Raw genomic sequence first — 20,545 nt, 5'->3', positions numbered from 1 at the left:
GACCGGGTGAACGTCCAAGACATCTGTGACACCATCGCCATAGCCGTTCGCTATCGATGGGAGTGTGGTGGAACGCCGCCAGCTGGAGTACTTCATCGCGATCGTCGAGCACGGCGGGTTCACCGCGGCGGCCAAGGCGCTGCACGTCGCGCAGCCCTCGCTGTCCCGCTCGATCGGCAAGCTCGAGCACGAGCTGGGCGTCACGCTGTTCCACCGGGTCGGGCGGCACGCCGTGCTGAGCACCGCCGGGGAGGCGCTGGCCGACCGGGCCCGGCTGGTGCTGCGCGACCTGGACGCGTTGCGGGCCGCGGCGGGGGCGATCGGGGACGGCGCGGCCGGGCGGGTGGACGTCGCCGCGACCTCGTCGTCCGGGCTGGAACCGGTGACCAGCGTGATCGCCGAGCTTGCCCGGCGGCACCCGGGGGTCACCGTCAGCACCTCGTCGGCGATGTCGGCGGCCGAGGTGGTCGCGATGGTCCTGCAGGGCCGGTGCGAGGTCGGGGTGTGCGGCAGCGCGGAGCGCCCGTCCGGGCAGGGGCTCGTGACGCACCACCTGCGGGACGAGGAGTTCCTGCTGGTCGTGCCGCCCGGCGCGCTGGACGTGCCGGGGCCGTCGGTGAGCCCGGAGGTGCTGCGCGGCATGCGGTTCGTGGTCACCAAGCCGGCCACCGCGGTGCGGGCCCTGTTCGACCGGCTGGCCGCGACCGTCGGCGACATGACGATCGCGGCCGAGGCCGGGGACCGGGGCGTGGTGCTGCCGATGGTGCTCAAGGGCATCGGCGCCGGGCTGATGCCGGACGGCTGGTCCGACCTCGCGGTACGGGCGGGCGCGGACGTCTACCGGTTCGACCCGCCGGAGCGGCTGCCGCAGTGGCTGGTGCACCGCGGCGGCCCGGTGACCGCGGCGACCCGCGCGTTCATCGACACCACGCTCGGGACTGCCCAGGCGGGTCAGGACTCCATGGCGGCCCGGTCGGAGTCGCTGCGGAGCACGCAGAACTCGTTGCCCTCGGGGTCGGCGAGGACGGCCCAGCCGGACCCGTCCGGGTTCCGGTGATCGGCGACGAACGTGGCGCCGAGGCCCAGCAACCGCGCCACCTCCTCGTCGCGCGAGGTCTCCGGGCGCAGGCACAGGTGGATCCGGTTCTTGATCGTCTTGGGCTCCGGCACCTGGTTGAAGTGCAGCACCGGACCCTCGGCGAGCAGCACCTGCGTCTCCGGCTCGCCCGGCCGGTCGTCCGGGTGCAGCGGACGGCCGGTCACCGCGCTCCAGAACCGGGCCAGCTCGTAGGCGTCCGCGCAGTCGATCGCGACGTTCTGCAATACCGAGACCATGCGCCGAGCTTCCCCGATCAGCCGGGGTCGCGGCGCAGCAGGTCCTCCTGCCAGCGCTGCACGGCGGTGCGCACGGCCTCGTCGTCCTCGCGGGCGTGACCGCCGGAGGCGCCCGCGGCGCCGAGGACCACATCCCCGTCGGTGACCAGGACCCCGCCCGCGAACGGGACGTAGTCGCCGTCGTAGAGGTGCTGGATGCTGCCGACGATCGCGCCGGGCAGCTCGAGCGCCCCGGACGGCCGCAGCGTGAGCAACGCGGTGCGCGCCTTGGCCACCGCGATGCGGCTGGTCATGGGCATGCCGCCGTCCGCCCGCCGCAGCGCGATCACCTCCCCGGCGACGTCGAGGACGGCCACCGCGAGTGGCGGGAAGCCCCGCTCCGCGGCGACGCCCAGCGCGCTGTTCACCAGCGCATCGGCGTCGGCGAGCCGGAGTCCGGGGAGGCGAGGGGTGTCGTTCATGATCTTCAACGTAGCCCGCCCGGTCAGCCGAGGTCGCGGCGCAGCAGGTCCTCCTCGGTTTCGCGGCGCACCAGCACGCGCGGTGCGCCGTCGGCCACGGCGACCAGCGGCGGACGGCCCACCAGGTTGTAGTTCGAGGCCAGCGCGTGGTGGTAGGCGCCGCTCACCGGCACCGCCAGCAGGTCGCCGGGGCGGATGTCGGCGGGCAGCGGCACGTCCTCGGCCAGGACGTCGCCGGCCTCGCAGTGCCTGCCCGCGATAATCCACGGGCGGCGCGGCGCCTTGGTGTGCCGCCCGACGAGCCGGGCGGTGTAGCGCGCGCCGTACAGCGCCGGGCGCGGGTTGTCGCTCATGCCGCCGTCGACGGCGACGAACCCGTTCTTGACCGCGGCCACCCGGTACAGCGTGATCCCGGCCGTCGCGACGAGCCAGCGGCCGGGTTCCAGCACCAGCCGCGGCACCGGGAGCCGGTGACGCTCGCACTCCAGGCGCAGCGTGCCCAGGATCCGGCGGGCGGCGCCGGTCAGGTCGAACGCCTGCTCGCCGGCGCGGTAGGGGACCGCGAAGCCGCCGCCGAGGTCGATCTGGTCCAGCGTCACCCCGTGCCGCTCGCGGACCTCGGCCAGCAGCCCCACCATGCGGCGCACGGCTTCGGCGTAGGCGCCCGTGTCGCGCACCTGCGAGCCGAGGTGGCAGTGCAACCCGGCGGCGCGCAGGCCCGGCTGGGCCAGGACCTGCCCGACGGCTTCCAACGCGGCGCCGGAGGCGAGGGAGAACCCGAACTTCTGGCCTTCGACGGCGGTGGCCAGCGCGCGGTGCGTGTGCGCGTCGACGCCGGGGGTGACCCGCACGAGGACCCGCTGCCCGGCGGGGGCGAGCGCGGCGAGCTGGTCGATCTCGTCGGCGGAGTCGGCGACGATCCGGCCGGCGTGCGCGGTGAACGCGGCCTTGAGGTCCTCCGGGGTCTTCACGTTGCCGTGCACCAGGATCCGCTCGCCCGGCACGCCCGCCGAGCGCGCCATCGCGATCTCGCCCGCCGAGCACACGTCCGCGCCGAAACCCAGCACCCGGAGCACACCGCGCACCGGCAGGGCCTTGGTGGCGAAGGCGATCTCGGCACCGGGGAACGCGGCGCGCAGCGATTCGGCGCGGCCGCGGATCTCGGTTTCGTCGAAGACCTGCACCGGCGTGCCGAACCGCGCGGCGAGCCGGGTCAGGCGCACGCCGCCGCAGGTCAGGTCGCCGCCCTCGGTGAGGCGGGTGGTGCGCGGCCACAGGCCGGGTTCCAGCGGCGGTTCTCCGGCGAGCCCCACACTGGGCAGCACCTCGGCGAGTGTCATGACGTCCTCCTTCGGTTTCCCTGCACCGAAGGAAATCTCCGCGGCGGGCCGCGCGGACCCCGGGCTGACGCGGCGATGACACGCGCGGGCCCGGTCTTGATCCGGCCTTGACACCGGCGTGAGCCCGTTCACGCGGTCATACTGGCGGGCATGGACGCAGGCGAACTCAGGGAACTGCAGGCGCCGCTCAAGGAGCGCTACCGGGAGGACCCGGCTCAGGCGCTGATCACCTTGCGCGCCAACGCGGAGCTCGACGGGCTGGGCATCTCGTGCAAGGTGGAGACCGGGCGGGCGGTGGTCGAGGCCGGCCTGCACCCGGCCACCGGTGGCGACGGCAGCCTCGCGTGCTCCGGCGACATGCTGCTGGAGGCGCTGGTCGCGTGCTCCGGGGTGACGCTGCGGGCGGTGGCGACGTCGCTGGGGCTGGAGATCCGCGGCGGGACCGTGCGGGCCGAGGGCGACCTGGACTTCCGCGGCACGCTCGGCGTCGACAAGTCCGCGCCGGTGGGCTTCCAGGCGATCCGGTTGTCGTTCGACCTCGACACCGACGCGTCCGAGGAGCAGCTCGCGACGCTGCGGAAGCTGACCGAGCGGTACTGCGTGGTGTATCAGACGTTGCGGACGCCGCCGGAGATCGAGGTGCGCCTCGCCTGACCCGGCTCGACGGTCCCGATGCCGTGCAGCACGTGGGCGAGGATCTCCGCGCCGCGCACGACGCGCGGGCCGGGGCGGTTGAAGTAGGACGGGCCGTCGAGGATCCACACCTGCCCGGCGCGCACGGCGGGCAGGTCCGCCCAGCCCGGCCGGCTCGTGAGCAGGCCGAGTTCGGCCTCGGTGCGCTCCGGCGGCAGGCCGCAGGGGAGCAGGAGGAGGACGTCGGGTTCGGCGGCGGCCACCGCGGCCCAGTCGATGGCCTTCGTGTGCTCGCCCGGCCGGGCCAGCAGGGGCTCCCCACCGGCGGCGGCGATCTGTTCGGGCACCCAGTGCCCGGCAGGCCAGACCGGGTCGAGCCATTCGATCGCGGCGACCCGGGGCCGGGGCAGGTCCCGGGTCCGCTCCCGCAGGTCCGCGAGGCGGGTGAGTAGTTCCGCGTGTTTCGCGTGGGCGACGTCCGGCACGCCGAGGACGTCGCCGAGCAGCAGCAGGCAGTCCAGCACCTCGGCGAGCGTGCGGGGTTCGAGGCTCAGCACCCGCGGCCCGGCGTCCATCATGCGGACTGCGTCGGTGACCCGGCGGTAGGACACCGCGCAGACCTCGCAGAGGTCCTGGGTGAGCACGACGTCGGGCCGGAGTGCGGCGAGTTTCGCCGCGTCGAGGGCGTAGAGCGCGGAGCCGGCGTGGGCGCCCCCGACGGCCTGCGAGATCTCGCGGCTGCTCATGGCGGTGTGCAGGCCGCTGCCGGTGACGACGGGCACGTCCTCGACACCGGGCGGCCAGTCACACTCGTGCGTCCGCCCGACCAGCTGCCCGGCCAGCCCCAGCTCGGCCACCAGATCGGTGGCGGCGGGCAACAAGGAGACGATCCGCACGCTGCGAGCCTAGGCCCTCGCCTGGTGCTCCGCGAGCAGGTCCTCCACCGCCTTGGGCAGCGTCGTCTCGAAGTCGAGCAGCTTGGCCCAGTCCGGCGAGATCGTGATGACCACCATCTGCTCGTACAGCGCCCGCACGCCCTGCTCCCAGGACTCGAACACCTCGGCGGGCGTCACCTTCCGGGACGCCTCGATGTAGGCGTCGGGGACGCCGTCGACCAGTTCCAGGCGTGCGGTGCCGCGGATCAGCAGCACGCGCGGGGGCCACGGGTCCATGCGGTCGATGGTGATCGCCACGCGCGGGTTGCGGCGCAGGGCCGCGACCTTCGCCGACTTCGGCACGGTGGCCATGACCAGGTGCTCGCCGTCCCACCAGAACCCGATCGGGATCACCCGGGGCTCGCCGTCCAGTCCGTCGTACGCCAGCCGCGCGGGGATGTTCGACTGCAGCAGCTCCCGCGCGATCGGCTTGGCCAGTTCAGCGGTGACATCCATGTCCGTCTCCTCCGGTTTCCGGGGTGTGTCACGCCGGGGACGGAGCCGCTTCCGCGTTCTCGACATCGCTCACGCGAGAAGTGGCGCCAATTGCCCGGCGTGGTCGCGCACCAGCGCCACGAGCTCGGCGTTCGGCTCGGCGACCCGTTCCGCCGGCCCGCTCACCGCGAGCCCGGCGACCAGCTCGCCGGTGACCACGTCCCGGATCGCCACCGCCAGGCAGCCCTTGCGTTCCAGCAGCTCACCGCACTGCCGGGCCAGCCCGTCGCGCGCGACCGCGGCGAGTTCGGCGTCCAGGCGGTCGGCGTCGACGATCGTCCGCTCGGTGAACGACCGCAGCTCCCGCACCACCGCGCGCCAGTCGGCCTGCTCGGCGAGCAGCAGCTTGCCCAGCGCGGACACGTGCGGGTAGCGGGCGAGCAGCGCCCCGTCCGACGGCGGGTGGTCCGGATCCGGGTCGACGAGCGTGAGCCGCCCGGTCCGGTAGGACGCCAGGTGCACACCCCACCGCACCCGCTGCCGCAGGTGCTCCACGATCGCCCTCGCCGCGGCGGGCGGGCGCACCGCCACCGGGGTCGCCAGCCGCCCGGCGCGCCGGCCCAGCGCGAACCCCCGCAGGTCCGGCAACCGCACCAGGTACTCCTCGCCGACGAGCAGGTTCAGCAGCCGGTAGGTCGTCGCCGGGGGCAGTTTCAACGCGGCCGAGATCTCCTTCGCCGTGACCCCCGGCCCGGCCGCCACGACCTCCTCCAGCACCGCCAGCGCGCTGCGGACCGCCTTCGGCTGGCGGCCGGACAGCGGCGTCTCCGGGCTCACCGCTCGCCGCCAAGCAGGTCGGCCTCGGACGTCTCGTCGTAGATCCCGACCCGCGCCAGGTCCCGCGGCCGCCGCCGGCGCAGCCAGGCGAACCAGGCCAGGCCGGCGAGCGCGCACAGCCCGAACACCGCCGGGTACGGGCCGCCCAGGTTGTCGGCCGTGAACACGACCAGCGCCGCCAGCAGCGCGGGCGCGGTGATCGCGCCGACCACCAGCGCCCCCCGGGTCAGCTCGCCGATCCGGTGCAGGAACACCGGCGCCGCCACACACACCAGCAGGTAGGCCACCAGGTAGCCGAACACCGCGACGTTGAGCAGCGTGACGAACACCGACGTGGTGCTCATCCCGGCGGCCATCAGCACGACCGGCACGACCGCGACCGGCGGCAGCACGGCCAGGATCGCGACGTGCGGCGTCCGGTACCGCGGGTGCGTCCGGCCCAGCGCGGCCGGCGCCACCCCTTCGCGCCCCATGGACAGCAGCACCCGCACCAGCGCGTTGCCGGTCGCCAGCGTGCACGCCAGGAACGACGCCGCGATGCCGAGGTCGAGCAGGTAGGACAGCCACGGCAGCTGCTGCAGCGCGGCCAGCGTGCTGACCGGCTCGGCCTGCCCGGCGAGCCCGCCCGGCAGCGCGCCCAGGCCGATGACCTGCGTGTACGCCGCCACCAGGTACAGCACGCCGCACAACGCGGCCGTGCCCTGCACCGCCCGCGGCACGGTCCGGAACGGCCGCCGGGCCTCGACCCCGTACGACGCCGCCGCCTCGAACCCGATGAACGCGCCGAGCGCGGGCAGCACCCCGGCCGCGATCCCGCCGACGCCCCGGTCCGGCGCGGCAGGCGCCAGCCCGGGGCCGACCCTGGCCAGCAGCAACCCGAACACCACCAGCATCAGCGAGATCGACGGCCTCGGCGACGAGCACCACCGTCGCCGACAACCGCACGCCCCGCAGCACGCACGCCGTCGCCAGCCCGCCCAGCACCAGCACGAGCACCGCGACCAGGCCCCAGCCCAGGTCCAGCCCGGCGCGCCGCAGCAGGTCCTGCAGGTAGACGCCGGACCCGGTGAGCGCGGCCATCGTCAGCAGGCCGTAGCCGATCAGCAACGCGCAGCCGCACGCGAACGCCGCGGCCGGGCCGAGACCCTTCGCCGTCAGGCTGTACAGCGACCCGGCCGCCGCCATACGGCGGGTGAACTGGGCGATTCCCAGCCCGATGAGCAGCGCGAGCACGGTCGCGACGACGAACGACCACAGCACCCCGGTCCCGGCCCCTGCCGCGGCGACCGCGGGCGCGGCCGCCATGGCCGCCGACGGCGCCGCGGCCGAGATCGACTGCGCGAACACCTGCAGCGGACCGAGGTTGCGGCGGTCGAGCCCGGACATCGGGGACTCGCGCCGCAACGGCGGCAGCACCCGGGGTGGCACGGACATCCGGCATTTCCTCCTCTGTGGACGGTAACCCGGCACTGTAACTCCGGGGTTACGTCCGAGGACATGGCCGCGAGCGTCAAATGAGAAAAACACCGGAGCCGTTCCCGCGTTGGGAGAACGCCACCGCAGGACTTCCCGGCGGCGGAGACCGGGGTTTGACCGGCGGCTGACGGCGGCGCAACGTTGCTGCTCAACGCTGTGCAGCCGTCACCGGAAATCCCCGCTGAGTCCCCGGAGGTCTCATGGATACGCCACGGTCGCTGACCGGTTCACTGGGCGCCGGCTCCATCGTCTTCATGGTCGTCGCGGCCGCCGCGCCGCTCACGGTGGTCGCCGGCAGCGTGCCGCTGGGCGTCGCGCTCGGCAACGGCGCCGCCTTCCCCGCCACCTTCGTGCTGTGCTGCGTGGTCCTCCTGCTGTTCGCGGTCGGGTTCTGCGCGATGAGCCGCCACGTGCCCAACGCGGGCGCCTTCTACGCCTACGTCCGCGAGGGTCTCGGCCGCGCGCCCGGCCTCGGCGCGGCGTTCCTCGCCCTGGTCACCTACACCGCGGTGCAGCTGGCCGTCTACGGCTACCTCGGCGCCGCCCTCGACGGGCTGGTGCAGCACTACGGCGGCCCCGCGCTGCCGTGGTGGGTGTGGTCGCTGGCCGCGCTCGCCGTGGTCGGCCTGCTCGGCTACCGGCACATCGAGCTGAGCAGCAAGGTGCTCGGCGTGCTGCTGCTGTGCGAGGCCGGGATCGTGCTGGTCTTCGACGCGGTCGTCACCGCGCGCGGCGGCGATGGCGGCCTGTCGACGGCGTTCCTGCAGCCGGCGCAGATCGGTTCCGGCTCGGTGGGCATCGCGATCATGTTCGCCATCGCCAGCTTCATCGGGTTCGAGGCCACCGCGGTGTTCCGCGACGAGGCCCGCGACCCGGCCCGCACCATCCCGCGCGCCACCTACCTGTCGCTGCTGCTCATCGCCGGGTTCTACACGCTGTCCAGCTGGGCGGTCGTCTCCGCGTGGGGCGACGCGGGCGCGGTCGAGCAGGCCGGCGCGGACCCGGGCAACATGCTGATCACCACGGTCGGCCGCTACCTGGGCACCGCGGGCGCCGACGTCGTGCAGGTCCTGCTGATCACCAGCCTGTTCGCCGCGCTGCTGTCGTTCCACAACGTCATCGCCCGGTACGCGTTCTCGCTCGGCAACTCCGGCGCGCTGCCCGCCGCCTGCGGCCGCAGCCACCACCGGCACGGTTCGCCGCACGTCTCCTCGCTCGCGCAGTCGGTCAGCGCGGTCGTGCTGATCGCGGTGTTCGCCCTGGCCGGGATGGACCCGGTCACCCAGGTGTTCTCGTGGATGGCCGGCACCGCGACCCTCGGCGTGCTCGTGCTCATGACGCTCACGTGCTCGGCTGTGGTGGTGTTCTTCCGCCGCACGCGGGTGGACCGGCGCGCCTGGCACACGTTCGCCGCGCCGGTGCTCGGCCTGGCCGGGCTGGGCACGTGCCTGGTGCTGACCGTGCTCAACTTCCCGACGCTCATCGGCGGCTCGTTCGGCCTGGCCGCCGTCATCTTCGCCGTGCTCGCCGGAGCGTTCGCCCTCGGGGCCGTGCTCTCGGCCGTCCTGCGCTCGCCCGCCACCGAACCCGCCCTCGCCTGAAAGGATCGCCGATGACACTCGCCGAAGAACGCACCACCACGACGCACCCGCTCGACCCGATGACCGAGGACGAGGTCCGCGCGGTCCGGGAGGTGCTCAGCGCCGCCGGGCTGCTGGGAGAGTCCGTCCGGTTCGCCTTCCTGGCGCTGGAGGAGCCGGGCAAGGCCGTGGTGCGCGCGCACCGGCCGGGCGACGAGGTGGACCGCCGGTTCCGGGCGATCCTGCTCGACCTGGCCGACGGCTCGTCGAAGGACGTCGTCGTGTCGGCCACCCGGTCCACTGTGGACGAACTGCGGGAGGTCGACCCGGTCGCCGACGGTCAGCCGCCGATCATCGACACCGAGTTCGAGCTGATCGAGGACATCCTCAACGCCGAGCCGCGGTGGACCGATGCCCTGCGCAAGCGCGGCCTGGACCCGGCCACCGTGCGCGCGGTGCCGCTGTCCGCCGGTTCCTACGACCACCCCGGGGAGACCGGCCGCCGCGTGGTGCGGGCGCTGGGCTTCCAGCAGCTCCACGAGAAGGACCACCCATGGGCGCACCCGGTGGACGGGCTGGTCGCCTACGTCGACCTCACCGCCCGCGCGGTGACGACCGTGATCGACCACCGGGAGCTGCCGGTGCCGCAGGAGCCGGGCAACTTCGACGACCCGGCGCAGACCGGGCCGCACCGCACCACGCTCAAGCCGATCGAGATCACCCAGCCGGACGGCCCGAGCTACGCGGTCGAGGGCAGCCGGGTGCGGTGGGAGAACTGGGACCTGCGGATCGGCTTCAACGAGCGGGAAGGCCTCACCCTGCACGAGATCTCGTTCCACGAGCGGCCGGTGCTGTACCGGGCGTCGGTGGCCGAGATGGTGGTGCCCTACGCCGACCCGTCGCCGGTGCGGTTCTGGCAGAACTACTTCGACTGCGGCGAGTACATGTTCGCCCGCTACACCAACTCGCTGGAGCTGGGCTGCGACTGCCTCGGCGAGATCCGCTACTTCGACGCGGTGGTGGCCGACGACCTGGGCGAGCCGCGCACCATCCGCAACGCGATCTGCATGCACGAAGAGGACTTCGGCGTGCTGTGGAAGCACAGCGACATGTTCGCCGGCTCGCACGAGACGCGGCGGCAGCGGCGGCTGGTGGTGTCGTTCTTCACCACGATCGGCAACTACGACTACGGCTTCTACTGGTACTTCTACCTCGACGGCACGATCGAGCTGGAGGCCAAGGCCACCGGCATCACGTTCACCTCGGCCTACCCCGCGGAGGGGCACGAGTACGCCACCGAAATGGCGCCCGGCCTCGGCGCGCCCTACCACCAGCACCTGTTCTGCGCGCGGCTGGACGTCAGCGTCGACGGCGACCGCAACGCCGTGGACGAGGTCGACGCGGTGCGGGTGCCGGTGAGCGAGGCCAACCCGTACGGCAACGCCTTCCGCGAGGCCCGCACGCGGTTGACCCGTGAGTCCGAAGCGGCGCGGGCGGCCGACAACACCCGCGGCCGGGTGTGGCACATCGTCAACCCGGACCGGCAGAACCGCTTCGGCCGCAACCCGGCCTACGTGCTCTACCCGGAGGGCCAGCCGACGTTGCTGGCGGACGAGTCCTCGTCGGTGCACGCGCGGGCCACCTTCGCCACGAAGCACCTGTGGGTGACCCGCTACTCCGACGCCGAGCGCTACCCGGCCGGCGACCTGGTGAACCAGAACCCCGGCGGCGCCGGGCTGCCCGCGTGGACCGCGGCCGACCGGGACATCGACGGCGAGGACATCGTGCTGTGGCACACCTTCGGGCTGACGCACTTCCCGCGCCCGGAGGACTGGCCGGTGATGCCGGTGGACTACACCGGGTTCAAGCTCAAGCCGGTGGGGTTCTTCGACCGGAACCCGACGCTGGACGTGCCGCCGTCGACGGGCGGTCACTGCCACGGCGGGTGAGCCAGCGCGTGTGAGCCGGCAGGCCGTCGCCGCGGTCCCGGGCCTGGAGGAGGGCCTCGGTGAACGCGGCGACGGCCCGCGGGCGCGGCCGGGACGGGTCTCGGACCAGCGCGACCGTTCGTTCGGCGCGCGGCCCGTCCAGCGGCAGGCTGCGCAGCCCGGCGAAGGCGACCAGTGGCAGCACCAGGCCGGGGATCGCGGAGACGCCCAGTCCGGCGGCGGCGAGCCCGGCGACCGCGGCGATGTTGCGTGCTTCGATCGTGTGGCCGGGCGCGACCCCGGCCTCGGCGAGCGCGTGGTCGACCAGCGGGCGGATGCTGCTGCCGGGGGAGAAGGCGATGAACGGCTCGCCCTGGATCCGTTGCCAGGACAGGGTTTCCGCGTCCGCGAAGGGGTGGCCGGGCGGAAAGACGCAGCAGCACTCGTCGGCGGCCAGCGGCTGCACCTCCAGGTCGTCCGGGGCCTCGCCGACGACGGTGACCGCGAGGTCCACCGCGCCCGACCGCACCCGGGCGAGCACCTCGTCCGACAGGCAGTCCTCGATGGACAGTTCCACGCCGGGCCATTCGTGGCGGTAGCGGGCGATGACCGGGGGCAGCAGGATCGCCGCCAGCGACGGCAGGGTCGCCACCCGGACGTGCCCGCGGGTGCCGGCGAGGAATCCGGTGAAGTGCCGCAGCCCGGCGTCGAACGAGGCCAGCACCTCGCGCGCGATCCGGGTGAACTCCACGCCCTCCGCGGTCGGCACGAGCCGCCGGGTGGTCCGCTCGAACAACGCCACGCCCACCTTGCGCTCCACCTCGGCGACCGTGCGGCTCAGCGACGACTGGGCCAGGTGCAACCGCTGGGCGGCCGTGGTGAACCCGCCCGCGTCGGCCACCTCGACCACGGCCCGGAGCTGCTGCACCGTCAGATCCATGCGCATGGTGCATGAGTCTATGCCGAATTCTTGTTTGACCTCGATAGCTGTGATGCCGCAGAGTCGGCAGACGTCACCGTCGACAGCGCACTGGAGGTCCCCGAGATGCTTGCCCTGGCGGGCTTTCTGACGATCGGCGTGTTCCTCGCCGGGGTGCTCTCGCGCCGCGTCTCGGTCCTGCTGGCGCTGACCGTCGTCCCGGTCGTCGCCGCGCTCGCCGTGGGCGCGGCCCCGCGGCTGGGCGAGCTGATCGGCAAGGGGCTCACCACCGTCGCCCCGGTCGCGATCATGATCACCTTCGCGGTCCTCTACTTCTGCCTGATGATCGACGCCGGCCTGTTCGACCCGGCCGTGCGGCGGATCCTGCGGTGGGCGGGCGGCGACCCGCTGAAGATCACGGTCGGGACCGCGGCGCTCACCGTGCTGGTCGCCCTCGACGGCGACGGCGCCTCGACGTTCCTGATCACGGTGTCCGCGCTGCTGCCGATCTACCAGCGGATGGGGATGCGCCGGCTGGTGCTCGCCGGGGTCGTCGCACTCGGCGCCGGGGTGATGAACCTGGTGCCGTGGGGCGGCCCGACCGCGCGGGCGATGGCCGCGCTGGACGCCGACAGCGGCCGCATCTTCCTGCCGCTGCTGCCCGCGATGCTGGCCGGGATCGCGTGGGTGCTCGTCGCCGCGTGGCTGATCGGCCGCGCCGAGCGCAAGCGGATCGGGGTGCTCGACCTGGACGGCCCGGCCGCCGCCGTGGAACGCACCCGGGCCGAGCGCGTCCGGTACTGGGCCAACGTCGTGCTCACCCTCGCGCTGGTGGCCGCCCTGCTGGCCCAGGTGGCGAAGCTGGAGGTGCTGTTCGTCGGCGCGTTCGTGCTCGCACTGCTGATCAACCGTCCGAAGTGGAGCCAGCAGCAGGAGCTGTTCGAAAAGCACGGGCACAACGTGGTGCTGGTGACCACGATGATCTTCGCCGCCGGGGTGTTCACCGGGATCCTGTCCGGCACCGGGATGATCGAGGCGATGGCGCGGGCGCTGGTGAGCGTCGTGCCGGACTGGGCCGGCGGCGCGCTGCCGGCGCTGACCGCGTTGACCGGGATGCCGCTGAGCCTCGTGTTCACCCCCGACGCCTACTACTTCGGGGTGATGCCGGTGCTCGCCGAGACCAGCGCCGCGCTCGGCGGCGACCCGGCCGAGATCGCCCGCGCCGCGCTGCTCGGGCAGATGACCACCGGGTTCCCGCTCAGCCCGCTGACCGCGTCCACGTTCATCCTCGTCGGCATGGCGGGCGTGGACCTGGGCGAGCACCAGCGGTTCGCCTTCAAGTGGGCGTTCGGGACCACCGTCGTGATGACCGCCGTCGCCCTGGCCGTGGGCGCGATCTGAGGGAGAGCATGAACTGCGTACGGATCGGCGGGGGAGCCGGCTTCGCGGGGGACCGGTTCGAGCCCGCGGAAGCGCTCGCCCGCGACGGGGAGCTCGACGACCTCGTGCTGGAATGCCTGGCGGAGCGCACGATCGCGCTCGGCCAGCAGCGCAGGCTGGCCGACTCCGCGACGGGGTACGATCCGCGGCTGCTCGCCCGGTTCGAACGGCTGCTGCCCCTCTGCGCCGCGCGGGGCGTGCGGGTGATCACGAACATGGGCGCGGCGAACCCCCTTGCCGCCGGCCGGGTGACGGCGGAGCTGGTCGAGCGGCTCGGCCTCGGCCTGTCCGTCGCGGTGGTGACCGGGGACGACGTGCTCGACCGGATCGACCCGTCCGCCCCGGCGCTGGAAACCGGCCGCCCGCTGGCCGAGCACGGGGAACTGGTGTCCGCCAACGCCTACCTCGGCGCCGAGCAGATCATGCCGGCGCTGGAGACCGGTGCGGACGTGGTGCTCACCGGCCGCGTCGCCGATCCCTCGTTGTTCGCCGCGCCACTGGCCCAGCGGCTCGGGTGGGACCTGCGCGATCCCGCGGCGATGGCCGCCGGGACCGTGGCCGGGCACCTGCTGGAGTGCGCCGGGCAGCTCACCGGCGGGTACTTCGCCGACCCCGGTCGCAAGGACGTGCCCGGGCTGGCCGAGCTGGGGTTCCCGTACGCCGACGTGACCGCCGACGGCGACGTGGAGGTGTCGAAACTGCCCGGCACCGGCGGTCTGGTGTCCCGCGCGACGGTGCGGGAGCAATTGCTGTACGAGGTCACCGACCCGACGGCCTACCTCACCCCGGACGTCACGCTCGACCTGCGCGAGGTGACCGTTGCCGAGACCGGGCCGGACCGGGTGGCGGTGTGCGGCGCGGTCGGGCGGGCGCGGCCGGAGAAGTTCAAGGTCAGCGTCGGCTACCGCGCCGGGTGGCGGGCCGAAGCCGGGATTTCCTACGCCGGACCGGGCGCCCGGGCGCGCGCCGAGCTGGCCGGTGAGGTGGTCCTGCGGCGGCTCGCGGGCACCCGCGTGCGGGCCGACGTGCTGGGGGCGGAGGGGTCGCCGGAGTGCCGGTTGCGGATCGCCGCGTCGGCCGCGGACCGGGCGTCGGCCGAGGTCGTGTGCCACGAGGTGGAGGCGCTCTACACGAACGGGCCGGCCGGGGGCGGTGGCGTCCGGACGGCCGTGACGGAGGTGATCGGGATCGTGTCCACGCTGATCGACCGGGACCGGGTCGAGCCCGCGGTGACCGTGATCGGAGTTCCATCGTGCGGGTGATGTTGCACGAGGTCGCGCACTGCCGGGCCGGCGACAAGGGCGACACGTCGATCCTGTCGCTGTTCCCCTTCGACGACCGGCATTTCGCGGACCTGGAGCGCGAGGTGACGGCGGAGCGGGTGCGCGAACACCTCGCTGGTCAGGTGCGCGGCGAGGTGGTGCGTTACGTGCTGCCGAAGCTGTGTGCGCTGCAATTCCGGTGCCGTCAGGCGCTCGACGGCGGGGTGACGACGTCGCTCGCGCTGGACACCCACGGCAAGGGGCTGAGTTCGCGTCTGCTGGCGATGGAGATCGAGCTGTCCGGCTAGCCTGGGTGGCGTGTCTGCGGACGACTGGGTCCTGCACGTGGACCTGGACCAGTTCATCGCGGCGGTCGAGGTCGCCCGGCACCCCGAGCTGCGCGGGAAACCGGTGGTGGTCGGCGGGAACGGGGACCCCTCCGAGCGGGCGGTCGTGGCGACCGCGTCGTACGAGGCGCGCGAGTTCGGGATCCAGTCCGGCATGCCGTTGCGGACGGCGGCGAAGCGGTGCCCGGACGCGGTCTTCCTGCCGGTCGACAAGGAGGCCTACGAAGAGGTCTCGGAGCGGGTGATGGCGACGCTGCGGGGCTTCCCGGTGGTCGTCGAGGTGATCGGGTGGGACGAGGCGTTCGTCGGCGCCCGGGTGGCGGACCCGGAGGCGCTGGCGGCGGACATCCGGGCGCGGGTGGCCGCGGAGACCGGGATGTCGTGCGCGGTCGGGATCGGGGACAACAAGGTGCGGGCCAAGATCGCGACCGGGTTCGCCAAGCCGGGCGGGATCTACCGGCTGACGCGGGCGAACTGGGTCGCGGTGATGGCTGACCGGCCGACCGACGCGCTGTGGGGGATCGGGCGCAAGACGGCGAAGAAGCTGGCGGAGGCCGGGCTGACCACGGTGCGGGACCTCGGCACGGCCGACCCGGACGAGCTGGCGGCGCGGTTCGGGCCGACGATGGGGCCGTGGTACCGGCTGCTCGCCCAGGGGGCCGGGGACACCGAGGTGACCGCGACGCCGTACCTGGCGAGGTCGCGGAGCCGGGAGACGACGTTCCAGACGGATCTGGACGACCGCGCCGCGGTGGACGCGCAGGTGTCGGCACTGGCGGCGCGGGTCGCGGAGGACGTCGTGGGGGAGGGGCGCCCCGCGGTGCGGATCGGGGTGAAGGTGCGGTTCAAGCCGTTCCTCACCTACACGCGCAGCCTGACCCTGCCCGCGCCGACGAGCGATCCGGTGGAGATCGAGCGCGCGGCACTGTCGTTGTTGGACCGTTTCGAGTGGACCCGGCCGGTGCGCCTGCTGGGCGTACGAGCCGAGTTCAACCGCGACGAGTGATGCCCGCCCCGGTTGTGTGGTTTCGGGGGACGGCCGGGCGCGGTGGTAGTGGCGGCGAGCCCGCGACGAGCGAGGCCACTGCCCCGGGGCGACGGTCTGACCCTGCCGGCGCTGTGCGCCGCACATCTCGCACATGCCGTGCCGGTAGGCGGGGTGTGTCAGTGCCGGGCGCGGTGGTAGTGGCGCCGGGCCCGCTCCCGGTTGCCGCAGTCGGCGGAGCTGCACCAGCGGCGGGAGCCGTTGCGGCTGCGGTCCAGGAAGAGCCATCCGCAGCCCTCGTCGGCGCAGCGGCGCAGCCGGGTCAGGTCCTCGAACTGCAGCAGCCGCCACGTCTCCAGCGCGAGCGCGTCGCGCAGGTCCCGCGTGCCGTGGAGCGGGATCCGCCACTCGAGCGGCACCACCGACACGACCTCCGCCCGCGCCAGCGCACCCACGATCAGCCGCCGCAACGGTTCGACGTCCCCGGGCTCCGCGCCGGTCGCCAGCGGCTCCAGCACCCGGTGGGCTGCCTCCCGGAGCTCGCGCACCTCAGCCACGCCACCGCCCGGCTCCAGCACCCGGTGGGCCGCTTCCCGGAGTTCGCGCACCTCGGCGACGCAACCGTCCCGGACCGTGCTGGGCGGCTCCGGCGCCTGGTGGGCCGCTTCCCGGAGCTCGCGCACCTCGGCCACGTCACCGTCCGGGACCGTGCTGGGCGGCTCCGGCACCTGGTGGGCCGCCTCCCGCACCTCCGCCACGCCACCGTCCGGAGCCACCGTGAACCCCGCCGCCTCGGCCCAGCGCCGCAGCGCGTCGTCGTCCGGTAGCCGCTCCTCGCGGCGTGCCGGGTCCAGGCGCCACGCGACCGTGTTGACCAGGTCGAGCGCCACGTGACCGCCGACGAACATCTAACGAGCATAACCGGTGTTTGGCTGTTAGGTCCACGGGTAGCCGACGGGTATGCGACCTGCCTGGGGTGTCGCGACGGGGGCGCTCGCCGTCTCCGCGTCGGCCGTGCTGATCGAGCTGTCCGGGACGGCGCCGGGCACCGCCTCGTTCTACCGGTGCCTGTTCGCGCTGGCCCCGCTGGCGGTGCTCGCCCGCGCCGAACACGGCGGCGCGCTCGACCGATCCGAACGGGTGCGCGCGGTCCTGGCGGGCGCGTTGTTCGCCGGGGACAGTCTGCTGTGGACGCAGGCGATCGGCGAGATCGGGGCCGGGCTGTCCACCGTGCTGGTCAACCTGCAGGTCGTGCTCGTGCCGGTGATCGCCTGGGCAGCCGACCGGGAGCCGGTGTCCCGCCGCTACTTCGCGGTGGTCGCGCTGGTGCTGCCGGGAGTGGTGCTCGCCGCGGGCGTGACCGGCGGCCCGGCGTCGGTGGCCGGGACGATCCACGCGTCACTGGCCGCCCTGTGCTACTCGGGCTTCCTGTACCTGCTGCGCCGCGGCGGGCAGGACGGGCGGACCCGGCGGGCCTACCTCGTCGTCACCGCCTCCGCCGCGGTCGTGTCGCTGGCCGCCGGGTTCCTCGGCTACGGGCTCGACCTGACGCCGGGGTGGGCCGCGATCGGCTGGCTGGTGGTCGTCGCGGTGTGCGGGCAGGTCGTCGGCTGGCTCCTGGTCGCGACCAACACGCCGCGGCTGCCCAGCGCGGTCGGGGCGGTGCTGCTCCTGCTCACCCCGGTGGGCGCGGTCGTGCTGGGCGCACTGGTGCTGGGGGAACGGCTGTCGCCACCGCAGCTGCTCGGCTGCGCCCTGGTGCTGGCCGGCGCGGTACTGGCCACTAGATCACCAGCAGCGTCTTCCCCTTGCCGCAGCGGGACTCCAGCGCGCGGTGCGCGTCCGCGGCGCGACTCAGCGGGAAGGTCTGCCCGATGACCGTGCGCACCGCGCCACGGGCGGCCAGGCGCAGCATCCGTTCGGTGCGGGCGCGGCGGCCGGGCTCGTACTCCCGCAACTGCTCCAGGCCGTAGGCCGTCACGTCCGGCCGCACCTCGTCCACCGCGACCGGCGCGCCGCCGGCCCACCCGTAGTTCGAGTACCGCCCGCCCGTCACGACCAGCTTGGCCGCCGCCCGGCCCAGGTCGCCGCCCACCCCGTCGAACGCCACGTCCACCGGCCCCACCTCGTCGGTCCAGCCGGGCTCGCTGTAGTCGGCCACCGCGTCCGCGCCCAGCGCGCGCACCATCTCCAGCTTCTCCGCGCCCCGCGCCACGCCGATCACGTACGCCCCCGCCGCGTGCGCGAGCTGCACCAGCAGGGTGCCCAGCCCGCCCGCGGCCGGCTGCACCAGCACCCGCTCACCGCGCCGCACCGCGGCCCGCTCGAACACCGCCAGCGCGGTGGATCCGTCGTGCAGCAACGCCACCGCCTCCCGCAACCCCACGCCGGGCGGGACGCGGATCAGCTGCCCGGGCGTGGCCGGCACCTGTTCGGCGTACGCGCCGTGGACGTCGGCCAGCACCCACTCGCCGCACCACGACGGGTCCGTCCCCGCGCCGATCTCCGTGACCTGTCCGGCGGCGCCCGCGCCGGGCACGTACGGCGGCGTCACCGGGAACAGGTGCCCGGCCTCGCCGCGGCGGATCACCGTGTCGATCCACAGCACGCCGGCCACCTTCACCTCGACCACGACCTGCCCGGGCCCCGGGTGCGGGTCGGGCACCCGCTTCACCCGCAGCACTTCGGGGCCGCCGAACCGCACCGCCTCGATCACGCGCATGGGGCCAGGCTGCAACCTCCACCACGCTGGAGGTCAAGCGTGAGTAGCGTGGGCGGCATGGCGGACGAGATCGTGGTCGGGGTGGACGGTTCGGCGGCGGCGCTGGACGCCGTCCGGTGGGCGGCGGGCGAGGCCGCGTTGCGGAAGCTGGCGCTGCGCCTGGTCTACGCGGCCGACGTCACGGGCGGCCGGTTCGACGGCGGGCTGCCGGTGCCGCAGAGCTTCTTCGACGAGCTGCAGCGCGCCGGGCAGCAGCTGCTGGCGGACGCGGCGGCCGTGGCGGGCGAGGTGCCAGTGTCGACGGAGATGCCGCTGGAGCCGGCGGTGCCCCTGCTGCTGGAGTGCTCCCGCACGGCCCGGATGGTCGTGCTCGGCTCGTCCGGGCGGGGCGGGTTTACCGGGATGCTGGCCGGGTCGACGGCCGTGTCGGTCAGCGCGCACGCGTCGTGCCCGGTCGCGGTGGTCCGGGGCCGCCCGGACGCCGCCGGCCCGGTGGTCGTGGGCGTCGACGGCAGCCCGACCAGCGAGGAAGCGCTGAAGGTGGCGTTCGACGAGGCCGCGTGGCGGGAGGTGCCGCTGGTGGCGATCCACGCCTGGAGCGACGCCGACTACGGTGTCCCGCTGCCCGCCCCGGACCTCGACTGGGCCGAGGTGGAGCGCGAACAGCAGCGGCTGCTGGCCGAACGCCTGGCGGGAAGGCAGGAGCGCTACCCGGACGTGCGCGTGGAGCGGGTCGTGGTGCGGGACCGCCCGCGGGACGAGCTGCTGGCCCGCAGCCGGGACGCTCAGCTGGTCGTCGTGGGCAGCCGCGGCCGCGGCGGGTTCCGGGGACTGGTGCTCGGGTCGACGAGCCAGGCGCTCATCCACCACGCCGACTGTCCCGTGCTGGTCGTGCGGCCGCAGGCCGGCTGAGCGCGCAGGTCGCGCGAGGAGCGGATAGCCGGGTCGCTCGGTCGCGCAACTGGGCGGGCTGCACACTCAGGCCCCGCTGCGGGGGCCGAGTTCGGGAGGCGGTGCGGCCGGGCGGCCGGTGCGCCCCCGCAGACCGCGCAGGGAGCCGGGGGTAGGGCCAGCCCCACCGGGGATTCGGTGGCCGGCACCGCTGACCGGCGCCCCGATCCGCGATGGGATCTAACCCATGACAACGCCTCTGGAAACCGCCGTCGCCGGCAGGCATCGGCCGCACGGGGAGCCGGCCGTCGAGCTTCGGGCCGTTTCCCGCACCTACGCCGCCGGCCAGCACGAGGTCCGCGCGCTCGACGGGGTCAGCGTCGCCTTCCCCGCCGGGTCCTGGACCGCCGTCATGGGGCCCTCCGGCTCCGGCAAGTCGACCCTCCTGCACTGCGCCGCCGGCCTGGAACGCGTCACCACCGGGCAGGTCCTCCTCGGCGGCGAGGACATCACCACCGCCGACGACGCCCACCTCACCGCGCTCCGCCGCAGCGAGATCGGCTTCGTCTTCCAGAGCTTCAACCTCATCGGCTCGCTCACCGCCGAGCAGAACGTCGCGCTCCCGCTCAAGCTCGCCGGCACCCGGCCGTCCACGAAGGACGTTCGCGCCGTGCTCGCCGCCGTCGGGCTCGACGACCGCCGCCGTCACCGGCCCCGCGAACTGTCCGGCGGCCAGCAGCAGCGCGTCGCGATCGCCAGGGCCATGGTCACCCGCCCGCGCGTCCTCTTCGCCGACGAACCCACCGGCGCCCTCGACTCCGCCGCGGCCCGCAAGGTCCTCGGCCTGCTGCGCGACCTCGTCACCGCGGGCCAGAGCATCGTCATGGTGACCCACGACCCGGCCGCCGCGGCCAGCGCCGACTCCGTGGTGTTCCTCCGCGACGGCCGCGTCGTCGACCACGCCGTCACCCCGACCGCCCGTGAGGTCGCCGACCGCCTCGCCAGGCTGGAGGCCTGAC

22 protein-coding genes are annotated in these 20,545 nt (G+C 74.1%); 12 read left to right on the top strand and 10 right to left on the bottom strand.

From position 1 onward, the window contains the following. Window positions 1-64: 64 nt before the first annotated feature. Window positions 65-1,057 (top strand): LysR family transcriptional regulator, encoded by a 993-nt coding sequence (locus L2C96_RS29740; protein WP_237338548.1) that lies wholly within the window; start codon window positions 65-67, stop codon window positions 1,055-1,057. Here the strand turns inward: L2C96_RS29740 and L2C96_RS29735 are convergent. From L2C96_RS29735 to lysA, 3 genes are read right to left on the bottom strand one after another with little or no spacing between them, the layout of a single operon-like run. Then, complete coding sequence (locus L2C96_RS29735) at window positions 952-1,335, bottom strand: VOC family protein (RefSeq protein WP_237338547.1); 384 nt, start codon at window positions 1,333-1,335, stop codon at window positions 952-954. The genes L2C96_RS29740 and L2C96_RS29735 overlap by 106 nt on opposite strands. Window positions 1,336-1,352: 17 nt before the next feature. Beyond that, complete coding sequence (locus L2C96_RS29730) at window positions 1,353-1,796, bottom strand: GlcG/HbpS family heme-binding protein (RefSeq protein ID WP_020420624.1); 444 nt, start codon at window positions 1,794-1,796, stop codon at window positions 1,353-1,355. Between the two features lie 23 nt (window positions 1,797-1,819). Then, window positions 1,820-3,136, bottom strand: a complete 1,317-nt coding sequence (lysA, locus tag L2C96_RS29725; protein WP_237338546.1) for a diaminopimelate decarboxylase — start codon at window positions 3,134-3,136, stop codon at window positions 1,820-1,822. Between the two features lie 150 nt (window positions 3,137-3,286). Here lysA and L2C96_RS29720 point away from each other — a divergent pair, with 150 nt between their 5' ends. After that, on the top strand, window positions 3,287-3,790 hold the full coding sequence (locus L2C96_RS29720) for an OsmC family protein (RefSeq protein WP_020420622.1): 504 nt from the start codon (window positions 3,287-3,289) through the stop codon (window positions 3,788-3,790). Here L2C96_RS29720 and L2C96_RS29715 read toward each other — a convergent pair. The 4 genes from L2C96_RS29715 to L2C96_RS29700 all read right to left on the bottom strand — a co-directional run bounded on the left by L2C96_RS29715 (window position 3,745) and on the right by L2C96_RS29700 (window position 6,869). Further along, window positions 3,745-4,665, bottom strand: a complete 921-nt coding sequence (locus L2C96_RS29715; protein WP_237338545.1) for an ABC transporter substrate-binding protein — start codon at window positions 4,663-4,665, stop codon at window positions 3,745-3,747. The genes L2C96_RS29720 and L2C96_RS29715 overlap by 46 nt on opposite strands. A 9-nt stretch (window positions 4,666-4,674) precedes the next feature. Further along, window positions 4,675-5,160, bottom strand: coding sequence for a pyridoxamine 5'-phosphate oxidase family protein (locus L2C96_RS29710; RefSeq protein ID WP_237338544.1), 486 nt, complete (start codon window positions 5,158-5,160; stop codon window positions 4,675-4,677). A 69-nt stretch (window positions 5,161-5,229) separates the two neighbouring features. Then, window positions 5,230-5,976 carry an IclR family transcriptional regulator gene (locus L2C96_RS29705; RefSeq protein WP_027930622.1) on the bottom strand — a complete coding sequence of 249 codons (747 nt, stop codon included), beginning with the start codon at window positions 5,974-5,976 and terminating at the stop codon, window positions 5,230-5,232. Beyond that, the gene (locus tag L2C96_RS29700; RefSeq protein WP_237338543.1) at window positions 5,973-6,869 is read right to left on the bottom strand and encodes an APC family permease; all 897 of its coding nucleotides are present in this window, start codon (window positions 6,867-6,869) and stop codon (window positions 5,973-5,975) included. The genes L2C96_RS29705 and L2C96_RS29700 overlap by 4 nt, the downstream gene beginning before the upstream one ends. Before the next feature lie 323 nt (window positions 6,870-7,192). On the opposite strand from L2C96_RS29700, the gene L2C96_RS29695 reads away from it, so the two are divergent. From L2C96_RS29695 to L2C96_RS29685, 3 genes are all read left to right on the top strand, one after another. After that, window positions 7,193-7,438, top strand: coding sequence for a hypothetical protein (locus L2C96_RS29695; RefSeq protein WP_237338542.1), 246 nt, complete (start codon window positions 7,193-7,195; stop codon window positions 7,436-7,438). 214 nt (window positions 7,439-7,652) lie between these two features. Then, window positions 7,653-9,053, top strand: a complete 1,401-nt coding sequence (locus L2C96_RS29690) for an APC family permease (protein ID WP_237338541.1) — start codon at window positions 7,653-7,655, stop codon at window positions 9,051-9,053. Between the two features lie 11 nt (window positions 9,054-9,064). Beyond that, window positions 9,065-10,981 (top strand): primary-amine oxidase, encoded by a 1,917-nt coding sequence (locus L2C96_RS29685; protein WP_237338540.1) that lies wholly within the window; start codon window positions 9,065-9,067, stop codon window positions 10,979-10,981. Here L2C96_RS29685 and L2C96_RS29680 read toward each other — a convergent pair. Further along, entirely contained in the window at window positions 10,902-11,906 is a 1,005-nt protein-coding gene (locus L2C96_RS29680) for a LysR family transcriptional regulator (RefSeq protein WP_020420615.1), read from the bottom strand. The genes L2C96_RS29685 and L2C96_RS29680 overlap by 80 nt on opposite strands. A gap of 99 nt (window positions 11,907-12,005) precedes the next feature. Here L2C96_RS29680 and L2C96_RS29675 point away from each other — a divergent pair, with 99 nt between their 5' ends. The 4 genes from L2C96_RS29675 to L2C96_RS29660 are packed head-to-tail and all read left to right on the top strand — an operon-like array spanning window position 12,006 to window position 15,934. Then, entirely contained in the window at window positions 12,006-13,280 is a 1,275-nt protein-coding gene (locus tag L2C96_RS29675) for a CitMHS family transporter (protein WP_237338539.1), read from the top strand. Window positions 13,281-13,288: 8 nt separating this feature from the next. After that, window positions 13,289-14,581, top strand: a complete 1,293-nt coding sequence (locus tag L2C96_RS29670) for an acyclic terpene utilization AtuA family protein (protein WP_237338538.1) — start codon at window positions 13,289-13,291, stop codon at window positions 14,579-14,581. Further along, window positions 14,581-14,889: an AtuA-related protein gene (locus L2C96_RS29665; protein ID WP_228685280.1), complete on the top strand. Its 309-nt coding sequence runs from the start codon at window positions 14,581-14,583 to the stop codon at window positions 14,887-14,889. Before L2C96_RS29670 ends, L2C96_RS29665 begins: the two co-directional genes overlap by 1 nt. 10 nt (window positions 14,890-14,899) lie before the next feature. Beyond that, window positions 14,900-15,934 carry a DNA polymerase IV gene (locus L2C96_RS29660; RefSeq protein WP_237338537.1) on the top strand — a complete coding sequence of 345 codons (1,035 nt, stop codon included), beginning with the start codon at window positions 14,900-14,902 and terminating at the stop codon, window positions 15,932-15,934. 158 nt (window positions 15,935-16,092) lie between these two features. Here L2C96_RS29660 and L2C96_RS29655 read toward each other — a convergent pair whose 3' ends face one another. Continuing rightward, window positions 16,093-16,821, bottom strand: a complete 729-nt coding sequence (locus tag L2C96_RS29655) for a CGNR zinc finger domain-containing protein (protein WP_237338536.1) — start codon at window positions 16,819-16,821, stop codon at window positions 16,093-16,095. Between the two features lie 52 nt (window positions 16,822-16,873). Here L2C96_RS29655 and L2C96_RS29650 point away from each other — a divergent pair, with 52 nt between their 5' ends. Then, window positions 16,874-17,791 carry a DMT family transporter gene (locus tag L2C96_RS29650; RefSeq protein WP_237338535.1) on the top strand — a complete coding sequence of 306 codons (918 nt, stop codon included), beginning with the start codon at window positions 16,874-16,876 and terminating at the stop codon, window positions 17,789-17,791. On the opposite strand, the gene L2C96_RS29645 is transcribed toward L2C96_RS29650, so the two are convergent. Then, on the bottom strand, window positions 17,697-18,635 hold the full coding sequence (locus L2C96_RS29645) for a zinc-binding dehydrogenase (protein WP_237338534.1): 939 nt from the start codon (window positions 18,633-18,635) through the stop codon (window positions 17,697-17,699). The genes L2C96_RS29650 and L2C96_RS29645 overlap by 95 nt on opposite strands. Before the next feature lie 57 nt (window positions 18,636-18,692). Here L2C96_RS29645 and L2C96_RS29640 point away from each other — a divergent pair, with 57 nt between their 5' ends. Together L2C96_RS29640 and L2C96_RS29635 are read left to right on the top strand one after the other, a co-directional pair. Beyond that, the gene (locus L2C96_RS29640) at window positions 18,693-19,547 is read left to right on the top strand and encodes a universal stress protein (protein WP_237338533.1); all 855 of its coding nucleotides are present in this window, start codon (window positions 18,693-18,695) and stop codon (window positions 19,545-19,547) included. Between the two features lie 226 nt (window positions 19,548-19,773). Next, window positions 19,774-20,544: an ABC transporter ATP-binding protein gene (locus L2C96_RS29635; protein WP_237338532.1), complete on the top strand. Its 771-nt coding sequence runs from the start codon at window positions 19,774-19,776 to the stop codon at window positions 20,542-20,544. Window position 20,545: the final 1 nt, after the last annotated feature.

This window comes from Amycolatopsis tucumanensis, assembly GCF_021654135.1.
GTDB lineage: Bacteria > Actinomycetota > Actinomycetes > Mycobacteriales > Pseudonocardiaceae > Amycolatopsis_E > Amycolatopsis_E tucumanensis.
Note: the sequence above shows the minus strand (reverse complement) of the source record. Positions and strands in the feature narration are given on the sequence as shown.

What these genes read in the sequence shown, in the direction of transcription:
- L2C96_RS29690 (WP_237338541.1), top strand. Translation starts at nt 7,653, where the DNA reads ATGGATACGCCACGGTCGCTGACCGGTTCACTGGGCGCCGGCTCCATC.
- L2C96_RS29655 (WP_237338536.1), bottom strand. Translation starts at nt 16,821, where the DNA reads ATGTTCGTCGGCGGTCACGTGGCGCTCGACCTGGTCAACACGGTCGCG.
- L2C96_RS29695 (WP_237338542.1), top strand. Translation starts at nt 7,193, where the DNA reads ATGAGCAGCGCGAGCACGGTCGCGACGACGAACGACCACAGCACCCCG.
- L2C96_RS29700 (WP_237338543.1), bottom strand. Translation starts at nt 6,869, where the DNA reads ATGCTGGTGGTGTTCGGGTTGCTGCTGGCCAGGGTCGGCCCCGGGCTG.
- L2C96_RS29635 (WP_237338532.1), top strand. Translation starts at nt 19,774, where the DNA reads ATGACAACGCCTCTGGAAACCGCCGTCGCCGGCAGGCATCGGCCGCAC.
- lysA (WP_237338546.1), bottom strand. Translation starts at nt 3,136, where the DNA reads ATGACACTCGCCGAGGTGCTGCCCAGTGTGGGGCTCGCCGGAGAACCG.
- L2C96_RS29710 (WP_237338544.1), bottom strand. Translation starts at nt 5,160, where the DNA reads ATGGATGTCACCGCTGAACTGGCCAAGCCGATCGCGCGGGAGCTGCTG.
- L2C96_RS29665 (WP_228685280.1), top strand. Translation starts at nt 14,581, where the DNA reads ATGTTGCACGAGGTCGCGCACTGCCGGGCCGGCGACAAGGGCGACACG.
- L2C96_RS29650 (WP_237338535.1), top strand. Translation starts at nt 16,874, where the DNA reads ATGCGACCTGCCTGGGGTGTCGCGACGGGGGCGCTCGCCGTCTCCGCG.
- L2C96_RS29720 (WP_020420622.1), top strand. Translation starts at nt 3,287, where the DNA reads ATGGACGCAGGCGAACTCAGGGAACTGCAGGCGCCGCTCAAGGAGCGC.
- L2C96_RS29675 (WP_237338539.1), top strand. Translation starts at nt 12,006, where the DNA reads ATGCTTGCCCTGGCGGGCTTTCTGACGATCGGCGTGTTCCTCGCCGGG.
- L2C96_RS29735 (WP_237338547.1), bottom strand. Translation starts at nt 1,335, where the DNA reads ATGGTCTCGGTATTGCAGAACGTCGCGATCGACTGCGCGGACGCCTAC.
- L2C96_RS29680 (WP_020420615.1), bottom strand. Translation starts at nt 11,906, where the DNA reads ATGCGCATGGATCTGACGGTGCAGCAGCTCCGGGCCGTGGTCGAGGTG.
- L2C96_RS29640 (WP_237338533.1), top strand. Translation starts at nt 18,693, where the DNA reads ATGGCGGACGAGATCGTGGTCGGGGTGGACGGTTCGGCGGCGGCGCTG.
- L2C96_RS29670 (WP_237338538.1), top strand. Translation starts at nt 13,289, where the DNA reads ATGAACTGCGTACGGATCGGCGGGGGAGCCGGCTTCGCGGGGGACCGG.
- L2C96_RS29730 (WP_020420624.1), bottom strand. Translation starts at nt 1,796, where the DNA reads ATGAACGACACCCCTCGCCTCCCCGGACTCCGGCTCGCCGACGCCGAT.
- L2C96_RS29645 (WP_237338534.1), bottom strand. Translation starts at nt 18,635, where the DNA reads ATGCGCGTGATCGAGGCGGTGCGGTTCGGCGGCCCCGAAGTGCTGCGG.
- L2C96_RS29685 (WP_237338540.1), top strand. Translation starts at nt 9,065, where the DNA reads ATGACACTCGCCGAAGAACGCACCACCACGACGCACCCGCTCGACCCG.